At 66.5% G+C, this 17,019-nt stretch carries 17 protein-coding genes; 15 read left to right on the plus strand and 2 right to left on the minus strand.

The genetic code is table 11. The features are described 5' to 3' along the window. Positions 1 to 36 precede the first annotated feature (36 nt). Both RM531_RS00065 and RM531_RS00070 read left to right on the plus strand, forming a co-directional pair. On the plus strand, positions 37 to 282 hold the full coding sequence (locus RM531_RS00065; protein WP_311656341.1) for an FAD assembly factor SdhE: 246 nt from the start codon (positions 37 to 39) through the stop codon (positions 280 to 282). Continuing rightward, a complete protein-coding gene (locus RM531_RS00070) occupies positions 279 to 713 on the plus strand; it encodes a protein YgfX (protein ID WP_311656343.1) in 435 nt (144 codons plus the stop codon). Before RM531_RS00065 ends, RM531_RS00070 begins: the two co-directional genes overlap by 4 nt. 627 nt (positions 714 to 1,340) lie before the next feature. Here the strand turns inward: RM531_RS00070 and nadB are convergent. Continuing rightward, on the minus strand, positions 1,341 to 2,963 hold the full coding sequence (nadB, locus tag RM531_RS00075; protein ID WP_311656344.1) for an L-aspartate oxidase: 1,623 nt from the start codon (positions 2,961 to 2,963) through the stop codon (positions 1,341 to 1,343). Positions 2,964 to 3,234: 271 nt separating this feature from the next. On the opposite strand from nadB, the gene rpoE reads away from it, so the two are divergent. From rpoE to RM531_RS00140, 13 genes are all read left to right on the plus strand, one after another. Further along, the gene (gene rpoE, locus RM531_RS00080; protein WP_311656345.1) at positions 3,235 to 3,810 is read left to right on the plus strand and encodes an RNA polymerase sigma factor RpoE; all 576 of its coding nucleotides are present in this window, start codon (positions 3,235 to 3,237) and stop codon (positions 3,808 to 3,810) included. Positions 3,811 to 3,813: 3 nt separating this feature from the next. Beyond that, entirely contained in the window at positions 3,814 to 4,428 is a 615-nt protein-coding gene (locus RM531_RS00085; protein WP_311656347.1) for a sigma-E factor negative regulatory protein, read from the plus strand. Next, the gene (locus RM531_RS00090) at positions 4,425 to 5,399 is read left to right on the plus strand and encodes a MucB/RseB C-terminal domain-containing protein (protein ID WP_311656348.1); all 975 of its coding nucleotides are present in this window, start codon (positions 4,425 to 4,427) and stop codon (positions 5,397 to 5,399) included. The genes RM531_RS00085 and RM531_RS00090 overlap by 4 nt, the downstream gene beginning before the upstream one ends. 163 nt (positions 5,400 to 5,562) lie before the next feature. Then, entirely contained in the window at positions 5,563 to 6,918 is a 1,356-nt protein-coding gene (locus RM531_RS00095; protein WP_311656350.1) for a DegQ family serine endoprotease, read from the plus strand. 116 nt (positions 6,919 to 7,034) lie between these two features. Then, on the plus strand, positions 7,035 to 8,834 hold the full coding sequence (gene lepA, locus RM531_RS00100; protein WP_311656351.1) for a translation elongation factor 4: 1,800 nt from the start codon (positions 7,035 to 7,037) through the stop codon (positions 8,832 to 8,834). A 301-nt stretch (positions 8,835 to 9,135) separates the two neighbouring features. After that, complete coding sequence (lepB, locus tag RM531_RS00105) at positions 9,136 to 9,912, plus strand: signal peptidase I (RefSeq protein ID WP_311656352.1); 777 nt, start codon at positions 9,136 to 9,138, stop codon at positions 9,910 to 9,912. 38 nt (positions 9,913 to 9,950) lie between these two features. Then, positions 9,951 to 10,304, plus strand: coding sequence for a DUF4845 domain-containing protein (locus tag RM531_RS00110; protein WP_311656354.1), 354 nt, complete (start codon positions 9,951 to 9,953; stop codon positions 10,302 to 10,304). Then, on the plus strand, positions 10,301 to 10,996 hold the full coding sequence (gene rnc / locus RM531_RS00115; protein ID WP_311656355.1) for a ribonuclease III: 696 nt from the start codon (positions 10,301 to 10,303) through the stop codon (positions 10,994 to 10,996). The genes RM531_RS00110 and rnc overlap by 4 nt, the downstream gene beginning before the upstream one ends. Then, positions 10,989 to 11,879, plus strand: coding sequence for a GTPase Era (gene era / locus RM531_RS00120; RefSeq protein ID WP_311656357.1), 891 nt, complete (start codon positions 10,989 to 10,991; stop codon positions 11,877 to 11,879). The genes rnc and era overlap by 8 nt, the downstream gene beginning before the upstream one ends. A gap of 15 nt (positions 11,880 to 11,894) precedes the next feature. Beyond that, positions 11,895 to 12,620 carry a DNA repair protein RecO gene (gene recO, locus RM531_RS00125; RefSeq protein WP_311656359.1) on the plus strand — a complete coding sequence of 242 codons (726 nt, stop codon included), beginning with the start codon at positions 11,895 to 11,897 and terminating at the stop codon, positions 12,618 to 12,620. Positions 12,621 to 12,627: 7 nt separating this feature from the next. Further along, entirely contained in the window at positions 12,628 to 13,353 is a 726-nt protein-coding gene (gene pdxJ, locus RM531_RS00130; protein WP_311656360.1) for a pyridoxine 5'-phosphate synthase, read from the plus strand. A 285-nt stretch (positions 13,354 to 13,638) separates the two neighbouring features. After that, positions 13,639 to 13,869, plus strand: coding sequence for a hypothetical protein (locus tag RM531_RS00135; RefSeq protein WP_311656362.1), 231 nt, complete (start codon positions 13,639 to 13,641; stop codon positions 13,867 to 13,869). Positions 13,870 to 13,871: 2 nt separating this feature from the next. Beyond that, positions 13,872 to 14,294, plus strand: coding sequence for a PIN domain-containing protein (locus RM531_RS00140; RefSeq protein ID WP_311656364.1), 423 nt, complete (start codon positions 13,872 to 13,874; stop codon positions 14,292 to 14,294). Between the two features lie 109 nt (positions 14,295 to 14,403). Here the strand turns inward: RM531_RS00140 and RM531_RS00145 are convergent, their stop codons facing one another. After that, positions 14,404 to 16,998: a hybrid sensor histidine kinase/response regulator gene (locus RM531_RS00145; RefSeq protein ID WP_311656366.1), complete on the minus strand. Its 2,595-nt coding sequence runs from the start codon at positions 16,996 to 16,998 to the stop codon at positions 14,404 to 14,406. Positions 16,999 to 17,019: the final 21 nt, after the last annotated feature.

A 17,019-nucleotide genomic window follows, 5' to 3' on the forward strand; every position in this document is an offset into this window, starting at 1 on the left:
CGCCGGTCGGCACCGCATGAATCGGAAAGCGCCAGCGTGAGTGAAGCCGGCCGTATCCGCTGGCTCTGCCGTCGTGGCATGAAGGAACTGGACGTCCTGCTCGAGCGGTTCTACCGCGCCGAATTCGAGGGGCTGAGCCCGGACGAGATCAGCGCGTTCCGCGGTCTGCTCGAGTACGAGGACCCGGACCTCTACGCACTGCTGCTGGGCAGCCAGCCGCCGACCGATCCGGTATCGGCCGGCCTGGCCGAACGCATCCGGGAATACCGCCGGGTGGTGTGACTCGTCAGCCGGCGCCGCTGGATATTCCCATCCGGCCATCCCGCCGGCTTCGCGCCCTGTGTCTGATCGTCCATGTTGCCGCGGCGCTGCTCGTCGGCTGGCTGGCGCTACGCTGGCCGCTGACCCTGTTATTGCTGCCGCTGATCGCGTTGTCGTTGCGTCATGAATGGTGGCGGTTATCGCTGCGACGGAACGATGCCGTCGTGCATCTACGTGGCCCTGTCGATGAGGCTCGGTGGCGGTTGACCCGCCGCGACGGTAGCGTGACCGATGCGACGCTGGCGCCTACCTCCGTATGTCTGCCGTGGCTCGTGCTGCTGCATTTCCGGCATCGGCGATGGCGTTTACCCGTACCGGTGCCGCTGGTGTCGGATAGTGTCGACGGGGAGATGTTTCGCCGGCTGCGGGTGGTGTTGCGGACGCGGGGTTAGCCCGTGGTTACCAGCCGAATGAATTCGGCCTTACACAGTGGGTGACATACGAGCCTGGATTTGGCTTCCGTAGGGCGCCATTCATGGCGCCTGCCAGCGTTCAAGAGGTACCCGAGGCCAGGAAGCACGTCGTTGCGAGGCCCCGCCAGGGGCCGCGGCAATCTCGAACCTTGCTGGCTCGTCACCGCCCAGTGCCGTAGGCCGGCATGAGCGAAGTGTTGCCGGTAATTCGGCGTTCCCCTAGCTCCGAGAAGAAGATTCCGCCCCGCTGAAGCGGGCCGGGTGTCTTTCTTGTGCGACAAGAAAGTCACCAAAGAAACGCTCCCGGCGGGCGAGTCCTGCCTCGAACGGGGTTCGAGGCAGGATGCCCTGCGCGCTTCGGTCGGCGAGGGGGTGTTCCGACGGGTCATCCATGACCCGGCGAAAACCGCACGCCCGTCCTGGGCGCGCCCCTTCGGGCCCGGGGCCTCGCCGCCCTGCAGTGCTCAGCTCGTCCCGACGGGAATGAAGAAAAGGAACGCGCCCTTTAGGGTGAAATTCTTAAGCGTCTGAAATGTTTCCATCGCGCTGGCCGCATGAATGCGGCCCTACACGGCAACCGGTTGTCGGTCACGAACATTGCGATAGTCAGCGCGCGGCAGCCTGCACCGGGTCGGGCCGCGGCGGCGGCACCAGCACGGTGGGCGCGGCCTGGGGCAGGCGGTCGGGATAATCCAGGTTGGCGTGCAGCCCGCGACTCTCACGGCGCTGCTGGGCGGACTGCACGATCAGGTCTGCCACCAGGGCGAGGTTGCGCAGTTCAATCAGGTCCGCCGTGATGCGGAAACTGCCGTAGTACTCGTGAATCTCCGCTCGTAGCAGTTCCACCCGGTGGCGGGCGCGCTCCAGCCGCTTGTTGGTGCGCACGATGCCGACATAATCCCACATGAAGCGGCGCAGTTCATGCCAGTTGTGGGCGACCACAACTTCTTCATCGGAATCCGTGACCCGAGATTCGTCCCAGGCGGGCAGGGCCTGCGGGGGGATCGTTTCGCCGGGCTCGGCAAGCATGTGATCCGCGGCGGCGGTGGCGAACACGATGCATTCCAGCAGCGAGTTGGAGGCCAGCCGGTTGGCGCCGTGCAACCCGGTGCAGGCGGTCTCGCCGATGGCGTAGAGGCCGGGCAGGTCGGTACGGCCGGCGAGATCGGTGACCACGCCGCCGCAGGTGTAATGGGCGGCGGGCACTACCGGCAGCGGTTCCCGCGTCATGTCCAGACCCAGTTCCAGGCAGCGTTCGTGGATGGCTGGAAAATGGCTGCGGATGAAATCGGCGTCGCGGTGGCTGATATCCAGCCAGACATGATCGGCACCCAGCCGCTTCATCTCCGCGTCGATCGCCCGGGCCACGATATCGCGCGGCGCCAGTTCGGCCAGTTCATGGTGATCGGTCATGAAGGCGTGCCCGTCCGGACGCAGCAGGCGAGCGCCTTCGCCGCGCAGGGCCTCGCTGATCAGGAACGACCGGGCCTGCGGATGGAACAGGCAGGTGGGGTGGAACTGCATGAACTCCATGTTTGCCACCCGGCAGCCGGCGCGCCAGGCCATGGCAATGCCGTCGCCACTGGCGGCGTGCGGATTGCTGGAATACAGATAGGCCAGATTGGCGCCGCCGCAGGCCAGGACGGTGTCCCGCGCGGCCAGGGTGTGCACATTGCCGCTGACCGTATCCAGCACGTGGGCACCCAGGCAGCGGGCGCCGCCTTCGTCGCGGATCAGTTCGACGGCCACATGGTGCTCGAACACGGTGATGGCGTCCGACGTCCGGGCCAGTGCCTCGAGGGTGGTTTCCACTGCCCGGCCGGTGGCATCGGCGGCGTGGATGATGCGCCGGTGGCTGTGGCCACCCTCCCGGGCCAGGTGGTAGGCGTAGCCGGTGTCGTCCTCCGCGGGCGTGAAACCCACGCCCAGCGCAATCAGCCACTCAATCGACTGGCGGCCGCGTTCCACCGTGAAGCGTACCGCCTGCTCGTCGCACAGGCCCGCTCCGGCCGTCAGCGTATCGGCGACATGGGATTCCACCGAGTCGCGGTCGTCCAGTACCGCGGAAATGCCGCCCTGGGCGTACAGCGTGCTGCCCTCGGACAGACGGGATTTCGACAGCACGGCTACGCGCCGTCCGGCCTCGGACAGGCGCAGGGCGAGGGTCAGACCGGCAGCGCCGCTGCCGATCACCAGGCAATCGAAGAAGGTTGTGGAATCGTTTGGCATGACGGGAAGGCTTGTCGACGCTAAACTATGGTGCCGGGTCACCGCCGGGATGCCGGCGTCGGCACCGGGTGCAACGCGGACACGGCAGTCGTCGATGGAATCACCGCGACGGCATCGACATGCACTATACACAGTATCGCGGCGAACTTATCCGGACGGGACTGGTCTACAACTTTGCTGGCGCCTCGTGGCGCAAGATCGGCAAAGCGACGGGCCGCAGTAGCCCGACGGGCCGTCGCAATCCGGTCTTCACACGGGGATTCAGGCCCAGATGGGCGAACAGGCGACTGACGAGCAACTGGTCGAGCGAGCGCGTGCCGGCGATAACCGGGCATTCGACCTGCTGGTACGCAAGTATCAGCACAAGGTCGTGAAGTTGGTGTCGCGCTACGTCAACCCGGCCGATGCCCCCGACGTGGCCCAGGAAGCGTTCATCAAGGCTTATCGGGCGCTGGCGGGTTTCAAGGGCAACAGTGCTTTCTATACATGGCTTTACCGCATCTCCATCAATACCGCGAAGAACTATCTGGTGGCCCGGTCACGACGACCGGCGGCCCAGGACATCGACGTGGCGGATGCGGAAGCCTATGGTCATACCGATCGGTTTTCCGAGCAGGACACGCCCGACGCGTTGCTGGAGAGCGAAGAGATTCGCGATACAGTGATCGCCGCCATCCGGGCCTTGCCGGACGACCTGCGCACCGCGATCATGCTGCGCGAGCTTGACGGCATGTCGTATGAAGAGATCGCCGAGACCATGGAATGCCCGGTGGGCACAGTGCGGTCACGAATATTCAGGGCCAGAGCGGCAATTGATGAGCAGTTGCGGCAACTGGACGAGGGATAGCACATGATCAACGAGAAAGTTTCGGCCTATCTGGACGGCGAGTGCGACGACCGCGAGGCTGCGGACGTTGCTGAGGCGCTGATGCGTGATCCGGCGCAGCGGGCGGCCTGGCAACGGCAGCTGTGGCTGCGCAGTGCGCTGCGCAGCGAGCGGGACGTGCCGCCGCTGGACCCCGGCTTTGCCGATCGGGTGGCCGCCGCGATCGACAGCGATGCCACCGCGCCGGCCGGCAAGGTTGTGCCCATGCGCTCGCGCCGACGCCGCACCTGGCGATCGGCCGCAGGGCTGGCGGCAGCGGCCTCCGTGGCCGCGGTGGCGGTCCTGATCAGCCAGCCCGTGACCAACGTGGATATCCCCAACGTCGCCGCGCCCGTGATGAGCGCCGACGTGACCGAATCCAACCCGGTTGCCGACGTCACCCAGGTGGCGGCGAATGAACCCCGCGACAATCGCCGCGAGCGCGATGCCGATCACTGGTCGGTGTCCGACCCGGCCGTGGCCGATCAGCTGCACGGCTACCTGATCGAACACAACGGCGTTTCACGCGGCTACGGGCTGTCCAGCGCCACGCCCAGCTTCCTGCGTGTAGCCACCTACGGACAGAGCGAGGGCCGGTGACGCGACTTCTCCCGCTGGTACTGCTGCTGGTCGCGGGCATTGTTTACGCGGACAGCACCTGGCTGACCCGAGCATCCAAGGCTGTCCGGACCACCGACTACCGGGGCACGCTCGTCTACCTGCGCAACGGCAAGATGGACACCCTGCGGGTGGTCCATCGCCATCGTGAGGGCAGCGAGCGCGAGCGTCTGATTTCCCTGACCGGCGAGCCGCGCGAGATCATCCGCCACAACGGCGAGGTCAACTGCATCCTGCCCGAGAAGCGCGTGGTGCTGGTGGCCAAGCATGCGATGCAGAGCCTGTTGTCCAACGTGGCCGACATGTCGGCGGATACGCTGCAGGACAATTACACCGTGCGCGATCTGGGCGAGCGCCGCCTGGCGGATCGCCAGTGCCGGGCGATCGCGATCGAGCCACGTGACGACTATCGCTACGGGTACCGGCTGCTGATCGATGCCAAGACCGATCTCCCGCTCAAGCTGGATCTGCTGCAGGGCGACGAGGTGCTCGAGCAGCTGATGTTCACCGACATCGATTTCGCCGCCGACATCGCCGATTCCGAACTGCAGCCGACCTTCGATACCGACGGCTTCCGCTGGGTGCGACACCAACCCATGCACAGCGCCAAGCCCGGCGGGAATGGCGACGACGCCGAGCCGCCGCCGGCCTGGCGTATTGACGATCTGCCCCCGGGATTCAGCCTGGCAGAGAGTGGCGTCCGGCAGGTGGATAACAACCTGATGGCCCGTCAGATGCTGTTCACCGATGGCGTGGCCACCGTGTCCGCCTTCATCGCGCCGCTGGCCGAACGCAAGGCGTTTTCCGGGGAAACCACGATGGGGGCGGTCAACGCCTTCGGCCGGGAAGTGGACGGGTTCCAGATTACGGTGGTAGGCGAAGTGCCTCACATCACCGCGGAAATGATCGGCAACAACATCCGCCGGGATACCGACGCCGCCGCATCCGAATGAGGGCGGCATCTGCAGGCGCCCGGCCGGCGTAAGCGACTCAGGTACGTCATTGCCCGATGCGTTGGCCGCCGCCCGGCGGCTTGCGCTATGGTCGGGACCATTCTTCATGCAACCCAGCTGGCGACTTATGCGACAACGGTATCGAGGTTTGTATCTGGCGGCCGTGGTTGTCGCACTCGCCGGCTGCGGTCAGGATTCGTCCGGGCTGCCGGACTTCACCGGCCTGGCGCGCGACGCCGCGCCGTCCGTGGTCAATATCAGCACCGCCCCTGAAACCCGGCCCGCCCGTCGGGACAACGACGAGGATGAGGGCGATGGCAGCGGTCCGGTGCCGGAATGGTTCGACCGCTTCTTCGGCAACGGACCGCCCAAGCGCCAGCCCGACCGCCCGGCGCTGGGGTCCGGCTTCATCATTTCCGAAGACGGCTACATCCTCACCAACCGCCACGTGGTGGATTCGCGCGGCAGCATCCTGGTCAAGCTCACCGACCGGCGTCAGATGGTGGCCCGCGTGGTGGGCAGCGACGAGTACAGCGACATCGCCCTGCTCAAGGTCGATGCCGAGGACCTGCCCGCCGTGAACATCGGCGCGGTCGAGGATCTCCAGGTGGGCAGCTGGGTTGCCGCCATCGGCTCGCCGTTCGGCTTCGAGACCTCGGTGACCGCGGGCATCGTCTCGGCCAAGCAGCGCAGCCTGGTCGATGATCAGTACGTGCCGTTCATCCAGAGCGATGTGGCCATCAATCCGGGCAATTCCGGCGGTCCGCTGTTCAATCTGGACGGCGAAGTGGTGGGCATCAATGCCCAGATCTATAGCCGCAACGGCGGCTTCCAGGGCGTGTCCTTCGCCATTCCCATCGACGTGGCCATGGACGTGGCCGACCAGCTGCGCGAGCACGGCAAGGTCCGCCGTGGCTGGCTGGGGGTGCAGATTCAGGAAGTCGACCTGGCGCTGGCCGAATCCTTCGGCATGGCCCGGCCGGAAGGGGCGCTGATCTCGCAGATACTGCCCGGCTCGCCTGCCGAGAAGGCCGGATTCGAGGCCGGGGATGTGGTGCTCGAATTCGACGGCAAGCCGGTAAGCACCGCCGCGCGGCTGCCGCCGCTGGTCGGCCTAGTACCGCCCGGCCGCGAGGTCACTGCCATCATTCTGCGCGAAGGTGAGCAGCAGATGCTGGATGTCACCGTGGGCGAGCTGAACGACGAGACCGTCGCCGGCGCGGATTCGTCCGCCGAAGAAGCGGTGCCCGAGGAGCTGGGTCTGACGCTGCGCAACCTGCGTGATCCGGAAATCGCCGAACTCGGCGTAAGCGGTGGCGTGCGCGTGGAAGAGGTCACCGGCAACGGACCGGGCAAGCGGGCCGGCCTGCAGGCCGGGGACGTGATCGTGGCGGTGGGCGCACGGCGCATTACCAGCGTGTCGGATCTGCGCCAGCGTCTGGCCGATACCGACGGCCCGGTGGCGCTGCGCGTGCTGCGCGGCGGCGCGGCGCTCTACCTGCCGCTGACGCCTGAATAGGGCTGTCCACGAGGCTGAGAACTTTTTGCCTGATCCGCGGACGGGTCGGGTGGCCGGTCGCGTATACTGCGCGCCTTTGAATCCCGCGGTTTCAACAGGGGGCCTGCGCCCACCCGATGCAATCCCGTATACGCAATTTCTCGATCATCGCCCACATCGATCACGGCAAGTCCACGCTGGCGGATCGGTTCATCCGCGCCTGCGAGGGCCTGACCGAACGCGAGATGGCCGAGCAGGTGCTCGACTCCATGGATCTGGAGCGTGAACGCGGCATCACCATCAAGGCCCAGGCGGTGACGCTCGACTATCACGCGGCCGATGGTCACACCTACAAGCTGAACTTCATCGACACGCCGGGCCACGTGGATTTCTCCTACGAGGTGTCGCGGTCGCTGGCGGCCTGCGAGGGCGCGCTGCTGGTGGTGGATGCCTCCCAGGGGGTGGAAGCCCAGAGCGTGGCCAACACCTACACCGCGATCGAGCAGGATCTCGAAGTGGTGCCGGTGCTCAACAAGATCGACCTGCCGGCAGCCGATCCGGACCGGGTGGCCCAGGAGATCGAGGACGTGATCGGCCTGGAGGCCACCGACCGTCTGCTGGTGTCGGCCAAGTCCGGCATCGGCGTGACCGAGGTGCTGGAAGCCATCATCCGCCGCATTCCGCCGCCCGGCGGCTCCCCGGACGAACCGCTGCAGGCGCTGATTGTCGATTCCTGGTTCGACAACTACCTCGGCGTGGTGTCACTGGTGCGCATCGTCAACGGCCGGCTGCATGCCAAGGACCGCATCAAGGTGATGGCCACCGCCCGCGAATACGAGGTGGACGAGGTCGGCATCTTCACCCCCCGCAAGACCCCGCGAAAATCGCTGGAAGTGGGAGAGGTCGGCTATGTGATAGCCGGCATCAAGGACATCGACGGCGCGCCGGTGGGCGACACGCTCACCCACGCCCACGCCCCCTGCGACAAACGCCTGCCGGGATTTCGTCAGATCCAGCCGCGGGTATTCGCCGGGGTCTACACGGTGTCGACCGATGACTACGAGGACTTCCGCGATGCCCTGGCCAAACTGCGGCTGAACGATTCCTCCCTCAACTACGAGCCGGAGACCTCGGCGGCGCTGGGTTTCGGTTTCCGTATCGGGTTCCTGGGCATGCTGCACATGGAGATCGTGCAGGAGCGGCTGGAGCGCGAATACGGGCTGGAACTGATCACCACCGCGCCCACCGTGATCTACGAAGTGTTCACCAATGCCGGTGAAACCTTGTCGGTGAGCAACCCCACATCGCTGCCGGAGGTGGGCAAGATCGCGGAAATCCGTGAACCGATCATCCGGGCCAACATCCTGATGCCGCAGGAGTTCATCGGACCGGTGCTGCAGCTATGCATGGAAAAGCGCGGGGTGCAGAAGGACATGCAGTACCTGGGCAAGTCGGTGTCGATGAACTTCGAACTGCCGCTGTCCGAAGTGGTGCTGGATTTCTTCGACCGGCTGAAATCGGTGTCGCGGGGTTTTGCCTCGTTCGAGTACGACTTCGCCCGCTTCCAGGCGGCCGACCTGGTGCGCCTGGATGTGATGATCAACGGCGAAGCGGTGGACGCACTCGCCCACATCGTCCATCGCGATCGCAGCTACGAACGCGGCAAGGCGCTGGTGGACAAGCTCAAGGGCATCGTGCCCCGGCAGATGTTCGACGTGGCCATCCAGGCCACCATCGGCACCCGCATCATCGCGCGGTCGACGGTCAAGGCCATGCGCAAGAACGTGACCGCCAAGTGCTACGGCGGCGACATCACCCGCAAGCGCAAGCTGCTGGAAAAGCAGAAGGCGGGCAAGAAACGCATGAAACAGCTCGGCAGCGTGGAGATTCCGCAGGAAGCCTTCCTGGCGGTGCTTTCCACCGGCGATCGGGACTAGGGCAACCCTGCACGGGAGCGGTAGGGAACCTCTGATTCATGCCTGCACGGTCACGCCGGTGTCTTTGCGCGTTCCTGGCAAGGAATGAGGAGAGAGGTTTGCTGATTGCAAATGAACGACGAATGACGCCGTCCAGGGGCGCGCAAAGGCCCGGCCCCGAAGGGGTTTGGCCCAAAAGCGTCGACTGCGGCGTTGCCCGGCTTGACCGTGGGGCCTACCACGGCGCGGCGCCGGGCGCCTTGCATTCGAAGCTTTTGGGACACAAACGTGATCCGCGCATGCATGAATCAGAGGTTCCTCGATGAACGACCTGCATTTTGATTTCGAGGTGGGCCTGTTACTGGCCACCGTGGTGACCGGAATCGTCTGGGCGCTTGACCGCTGGTGGCTGGCGAAACGCCGGGCCGAGAATTCCGGCGCCGGCATGGTGGTGGAGTTTTCGCGCTCCTTCTTCCCGGTGATATTGGCAGTCCTGATTCTGCGATCGTTCGTGGTGGAACCGTTCCGGATTCCCTCGTCCTCCATGGTGCCGACGCTGCTGGAGGGCGACTTCATCGTGGTCAACAAGTTTGGCTACGGACTGCGCCTGCCGGGCCTGCACACCGAGTTCGTCGATTTCGGAGAGCCCGAGCGGGGCGACGTGATCGTGTTCCGCTGGCCCGAGGATCCCAGCAAGGACTTCATCAAGCGCGTGGTGGGCCTGCCGGGGGACGACATCCTCTACCGCGACAAGATGCTGTTCATCAACGGCGAGGAAGTCGCGATGGAGCGGCTGGGCGAGTACAGCGGCCCGGGCATCTCGCCGCTGCAATCCGCGGTGGAGTTCCGGGAAACCCTGGGCGAGCACACCCACAATCTGCTCAACACCCGTGGCCGCGAACTGCCCGCGTTGCGCTACGAGGTGCCGGCAGGCCATTATTTCGTGATGGGTGACAATCGCGACCACAGTTCGGATTCCCGTGTGTGGGGCTTCGTGCCCGAACGCATGCTGGTCGGGCGCGCTTTCATGATCTGGATGAGCGTGTCGTTCGACCCCTTCCGCGTGCGGTTCGACCGGCTGGGAAGCCTGATCCATTGACGGCCGCTCCGATTAACTCGCCGACGCGGCAGGCCGGCATGACCATCTGGGGCTGGCTCTATGTGCTGGGCACCTTGGGCATGATTATCCTGGTGGGCATCAAGTGCGTGCCGATCTACGTGAACAACTACGAGATCCAGTCCACCCTGGCCTGGGCGGCGGGTCAGCCCGAGCTGCGCGACGCGTCGGCCTATGAAATCCAGAGCCGCATCCAGCGGCGTTTCGACTCCGGCTATGTCGACAACCTCAAGGGCAGTGACGTGCGGGTGAAGCGGGTGGAAAACGGCCGTGAACTCACGATCGCCTACGAACGGGAAGAGCCGCTGTTCGGCGATGTTTCGCTGCTGTTCGATTTCCGGGAGACGGCGTTCCTGCCGGCACCCGGCTCTTGAGCGAACAGGCCGACCATCAGCGTGCGGCCCTGAGCCGGCGTCTGGGCCACGAGTTCGCCAACGCCGATCTTCTGAACGTGGCGCTGACGCACCGCAGCGCCGGCGGCGGTGACAACGAGCGGCTGGAATTCCTCGGGGACTCGGTACTCAACATGGTGATTGCCCACGCGCTGTTCGAGGCCCGGCCGCATGCGCCCGAGGGTGACCTGTCGCGGCTGCGGGCCAGTCTGGTACGCGAGCGTACGCTGGCCGAGGTGGCGACCGAGCTGGAGCTCGGCCCATGCCTGCAGATGGGGCAGGGCGAACGTCGCTCGGGCGGTGCCCGGCGGGCCTCGGTCCAGGCGGACGCCCTGGAGGCGGTGATCGGCGCCGTATTTCAGGATGCCGGCTTCGAGGCTGCGGCTAGTCTGGTGCGGCGGCTGTTCGCCGATCGCCTGACCGACCTGCCCTCGGCGGACAGTCTCAAGGATGCCAAGACCCGGCTGCAGGAATACCTCCAGGGCCGGGGCCGGGAACTGCCCCGCTACGAAATCGTGTCGACCTCCGGCGTCGACCACGAGCGCCACTTCGTGGCCCGCTGCAGCCTGGCCGACGCCCCGCAGACCGCGGACGGTGAGGGCAGCGGCCGCCGCCGGGCGGAGCAGGCCGCCGCCCGCGCGATGCTCACACAACTGGAATCCGGTCATGAGTGATAACCCCCGCCGCAGCGGCCTCGCGGTGATCCTGGGCCGGCCCAATGTGGGCAAGTCCACCCTGATCAACGCCCTGGTCGGCGAGAAGGTCAGCATCGTCACCCACAAGGCCCAGACCACCCGGCACCGGATCGTGGGTTTGCTCACCCGCGATGACACCCAGATCGGTCTGGTGGATACCCCCGGGCTGCACCGGGGCGGTGGCCACGCGCTCAATCGGGTGATGAACGAAACCGCCGCTGGCAGCGTGGCCGGCGTGGACCTGGCGCTACTGGTGGTCGAGGCCGGCCGCTGGCGCGACGAGGATGCCCAGGCGCTCTCGGTGGCGGCCAGCGGCGGAGTGCCGGTGGGGCTGATCGTCAACAAGGTGGACCGCGTGACGCCGCGCGAGGCGTTGCTGCCGTTCATCGAGTCGGTCGGCCGCGAGCATGATTTCGCCTTCGTGGTGCCGCTGTCGGCCCGGCGCGAGGACAATCTCGAACCGCTGGTCGAGGAGATCGCGCGTTTCATGCCGGCCGGTGAGTTCCTATTCGATGATGATCAGCTCAGCGATCGCGACCTGCGGTTCATGGTGGCCGAGACGGTGCGCGAAAAGCTCACCCTGTTGCTGCACCAGGAGCTGCCGTATTCGCTGGCGGTGAACGTGGATGCCTGGGAGGAGGTGGACGGCCTGCTGCGTATCGGCGCCGTCATCTGGGTAGCGCGCGACAGCCAGAAGGCTATCGTCATTGGCAGCGGCGGCGCCACGCTCAAGGAAGTGGGGCGGCGGGCAAGGCTGGAACTGGCCAAGCGGCTGGACCGGCGACTGCATCTGTCGCTATGGGTGAAGGTGCGCGAACACTGGCCGGACGACGAGGCAGCCGTGCGCGGCTTCGGCCATTGACCGTATTCCGGTGCCATGCGCGTTGATCTGGAACCCGCCTTCATCCTGCACCGGCGTCCGTATCGCGATACCTCCCTCCTGATCGACGCATTTACCCGGGGCTATGGCCGCATCGGCCTTGTGGCCCGGGGCGCCCGTTCGCCACGGGCCCGCGGGCGCGGTCTGCTGGAACCCATGCAACCCCTGCGTCTGTCCTGGCGCGGCCGCGGTGAGTTGCATACCCTGGCCGGCACCGAGGCCGGCGGCAGGCTGGCATGGAAAGGCGATGGCCTTTACGCGGGATTCTATGCCTGCGAGCTGGTGCTGCGAGTGCTCGCGCGCGACGATGCCCATGTGGCACTTTTCGATCGTTTCGCCGCATTGCTGGAAACCCTGGCCGGCGCGGTCGATCCCGGGCCCGCGTTGCGACTGTTCGAGCGCGATCTGCTGGCCGATCTCGGCTATGCCCTTCCTTTGACCGCGGAATCGGCCACGGGCGAAGCGGTTTCGCCGGCCGGGTCGTACCTGTTCAATCCGCGTGCCGGTCTGCGAGTCGACCAGGGTGACAAGCAGTCCGATGATGTGGCGGTCGGGGGTGCCGAGCTGTTGGCGCTGGATCGTGGCGAAGTCGACGATCCGGCCGTCGCACCTGCGCTGCGGCGTCTGCTAGCGGCTGCCCTGGCGCCCCATCTGGGCGGCCGGCCGCTGCTGACGTCGCGAACGCTCCAGTCATTGCGCCGATTTCAATCCGAGGAGTCCTGAATCCGTCATGAGTATCCGTCTGGGTGTGAACATCGATCATGTGGCCACGCTGCGTCAGGCGCGGGGCACGGCCTATCCGGATATCGTCCGCGCCGCCCGGGCGGCGCTGGCCGGCGGCGCGCAGGGCATTACCGTGCATCTGCGCGAGGATCGTCGGCACATCCAGGACGCCGACGTCGAGGCGCTGGTGAATCTGCCGGGTGTGGTGCTCAATCTGGAAATGGCGGTGACCAACTCGATGCTGGCCATTGCCGAACGCCTGCGCCCCCCGCATGCCTGCCTGGTGCCGGAAAAGCGCGAGGAGCTGACCACCGAGGGTGGCCTCGACGTGGCCGGCCAGCCGGCGTCGGTGGCCGAGGCCTGCCGGCGTCTGGCCGCCGCGGGCATCCGGGCGTCGCTGTTCATCGATCCGGACCCTGCGCAGATCGAGGCCGCGGTGGTGGCCGGGGCTCCGGCAGTGGAGCTGCATACCGGCGCCTATGCCGATGCCGGCGACGCCAGCGCCCGCGAGGCGGAACTGACGCGATTGCGAGAGGCCGCCACCGCGGCGGCTGCGGCCGGTCTGGAAGTGCACGGCGGTCACGGGCTGAATCTCGATAATGTGGCGCCGATTGCCGCCATCCCGGAACTGGTGGAGCTCAACATCGGCCATGCCATTGTTGCCGACGCGGTCTTCATGGGCCTGGAACAGGCCGTGGCCGCGATGGGGCAGGCGATGCAGGCGGCTCGATAGCCGAACGTGGGGCCGAATTCATTCGGCCGGTTGGATTTGATGCCAATGGCCTGGTCGGTCGCCAGGCGCAATGAATTGCACCCTACGGTCTGGTGCGGATGGATGGGAACGTCCGGCTATATAGTAGCGCCGGATTCATCCGGCCGGGCCATTCTGGTGCCTTGGCTGGCGATGGAAGGGGCGGGATAAATCCCGCCCTACAAGCGGAGGGCTGTCCCGCAAGCATCGCCGGAATTGGATTCTGCCCGTGCTACACTGATTTCGTGTTACACGAGGTTGCTCGTTATGACGAATCTCACCATTACCATCGATGCAGAAACCCTGCAGCAGGCCCGTGTGCGTGCCATGGCGGAAGGCCGCTCGGTGAACGCGTTGCTGAGGGAATACCTCGAAGCCTACTCCGGACGCGGCAACACACAGCGTGAGGCCATGGCCGACCTGCTGGCGCTTGCACGCGCGAGTGACGCGGGCAGCGGCGGGCAGTGCTGGCAGCGGGATGAGTTGCACGAGCGTTAGCGGTGCGTGTCTTTGTCGATACCAACGTGTTCGTTTATCTGTTCGATCGCGACGCGCCCGAGAAAAGCCGGATAGCCCGGGATATTGTCCAACGGCAACAGCGTGACCTCGAACTGGTGGTCAGCACGCAGGTGTTGCAGGAATTCTACGTCGCCGTTACCCGAAAACTGGCGCGACCCGTGCCGACGGATGTCGCCGAACGGGCAGTGCGTGATCTGTCCCGTCTCAGCGTGGTTGCTGCCACCACCGATCTGGTGATGGATGCCATTTCGCTGACCCGACATGAAAGCTTTTCGTTCTGGGACGCGATGATTGTCGAAGCCGCCCATCGTGCCGGCGCCGAACAGTTGCTGTCCGAGGACATGCAGGACGGCCGTGTGCTCGGGGAACTGGTGATTCGCAATCCGTTTACGGCCGATAATTGAAGCGATCAACTGCCGGTGCCGGCAATCGCGCGGGTATATGGCCGGGTTCATCCGGCCAGGTCTACCCGGCGCGGTGACTGGTGTTGGAAGAGGCGGGATGAATCCCGCCCTACGGGCTGGTTTCGTTCAGTTGATCCATGGCCTCACGAGTGGATTCGATCAGGGCCATGCGTGCCTCGGTGGTGACCGGATCGCCGGACTGTAGCGCCCGCTCCACAACATCGGCCGCGGCCTGCAGCGACGTCAAGGCATAGAACGCCGCGGTGCCGTGCAGGGTGTGGATGTCGCGGCATGCGGCTTCGTATTCGCCGGCATCCAGGGCCTGTTCCACCGCGGACAACTGGCGGGGAAGCTCCTCGCCGAGTAACCGCGCCAGGGCCGGATCCGATGCCAGGGCGGGTGCCGCACGATCGGCCGGCCGGGGCGCTTCCTCGCCGATCAGGTCGGTTGTGGCCATTGCCCGCTGCAGGGTCGCGGCGTCGAAGGGCTTCACCAGGCAGACGTCCGCGCCGGCTTCGGTCAGGCGCCGGGCGCCGGTGCCGCTGCTGTCCGCGGTCATGCCGACGATGCGGGGCGGATTGGCGGGGTCTGCCAGTGTCCGGATCTGGCGAATCGCGTCACGTCCGTCCTGCTCCGGCATCTGATCGTCCATCAGGATCAGCGGAAACCCGCCCTTGCGCCAGGCGCTGACGGCCTCGCGGCCGTTGCCGGCGAGGGCGACGCTGGCGCCGAGTTCCCGCAGTGTCGCCGCCAGCAGCTGTCGCGTGGCCTCGCTGTCGTCAGCCACCAGTACCTGCAGGTTCCGCCAGCCGGACTCGTCATCCGGGGACCGCCCGAGCAAAGCCTGCAGTTCGCGGTGCAGGGACAGTCGGGGCAGGGACTTGGCCAGACTCCGGTCCGCGCCCAGGGCGCGGGCGGCGGCGTGATCGGCCTCGTCGATGGAGGTCAGCAGTGCAAGGCTGGTCACGCCGGTCGCCCGCGATGCCTGCAGCAGATCGGCGGGTGCAGCGTCCCGCAGATCGGCCCGCCGCAGACCGAATATCAGCAGGGTCGGCCGGCCGGGACCCGCCATGGCATCCCGTGCGGCCTCGATGGATTCGGCGCGGCGGACCTGCATGCCCCAGGCCTCGAAACAATGGCTGAGCGCCAGCCCGGCGGCGGTGCCGGTCTCGACCAGCAGCACGTCGACACCTTCCAGACCCGCCGGGGCCGCCGCCGGCTGGTCACCGCCGGCGGCCCGAGCCAGGGTCAGGTGCACGTGGAAGGCAGCGCCGGCGCCGAGCTCACTCTCCACCGTGATCTCGCCGCCCATCATGTCGAGCAGACGCTTGCTGATGGCCAGCCCCAGGCCGGATCCGCCCGGCTGCTGGGGCTGCAGCTGGCTGTACATCCGGAACAGGCGGGCCTGCTGGTCCGGGGCGATCCCGGGACCGGTGTCGGTGACACTGAGATGCAGCCCCACGCCCTGGTCGTCCTCGTCTTCCGCCATCACCCGGATCACGATTTCGCCGCGTTCGGTGAACTTGATCGCGTTGGAAACCAGATTGGTCAGAATCTGCTGCAGCCGCAGGGGATCGCCGCGGACCTGGTGCGGCACATCGCTGAAGACCAGATGGACCAGATCCAGGTCCTTCTCGAAGGCTAGCGGCGCGAGCAGGTTGAGGGTTTCCTCGACGATGTCGCGCAGATTGAAACCCACTTCGTTGAGCGTGGTGCGCCCGGACTCCAGGCCACTCCATTGGATGACGTCGTCGATCAGGGCAAGCAGGTTGTGGGCCGACTGGCGGACGGTATGGACATGCTCGCGCTGGCCGCGGTCCAGCCGGCCGCGATCCAGCAGATCGGCATGCCCGAGGATGGCGGTCAGCGGCGCCCGCAATTCGTGGCTCATGCCGGCCACCAGGTCGGCGCGAAGGCGGGTGGCGTTGCGCTCCTGCTGGCGGGCGCGCTCGAGTTCGCGTTCGCGGGTCTTGAGTGTTTCCGCGGCGGTGCGGGCCTCGTGCTCGCTGCGAGTCAGCCTTTCGCCCAATGTATCCAGGCTGCGGTCGATGTCGTCGTTACCGGCCTCGCCGGCCAGCTCGCCCAGGCGTCGCCGCAGCCGGGATACCGGCCTGGCGGTCGTCCAGGCCACTGCCAGGCCCGCGGCCAGCAGCAGCGCGAATGCTGCCAGCCCTTGCAGCGCCGCCTGCCGCAGGGACGCGGCAAGATAGTGCTGCCAGGCCGCGTCGGACAGGGTCAGGCGGGCCCGCCCGATATCCGCGCGCGGGGTACCGAACGGGTCCAGCGCGCTGCCTTCGCCGGCCGGCGGAATTTCCGACTCGTAGTCCGTGGTCAGCGAGGGTTGTGCCACCAGCCGCGCCCAGGCCGCGAAGCGCTGCGTCCACCGGCCCACCGCCGGATGATCCGCGGCCAGATCGATGCGGTTCTCGCCCGGGGTATCGATGATGCGGATCCGGCCGAGAAGATCGTTGGCCTCGAACAGGGTCCGGGCGATCTGGCGTAGCTCGGGGTCGTCGCCGGCCACCAGCGCCAGGTGGCCGGCACGGGCCAGCTGGCGAATCTGGCTGTCGGCCAGACGCTGCTGGGTGAGGACGGTATCGCGGACCTCGCTGTGCAGTAGCCAGCCCGCGGTCGCGGTTGCCACCAGCAGGGCGGTAACGATCACCGCCGAAGTGGCGGCCATGCCGAGGGGCCAGCGCATCATTGCTGCAGTTTACGGTGCTGC

Source organism: Spectribacter acetivorans (assembly GCF_031846305.1).
Taxonomy (GTDB): Bacteria; Pseudomonadota; Gammaproteobacteria; order Nevskiales; family Salinisphaeraceae; genus Spectribacter; species Spectribacter acetivorans.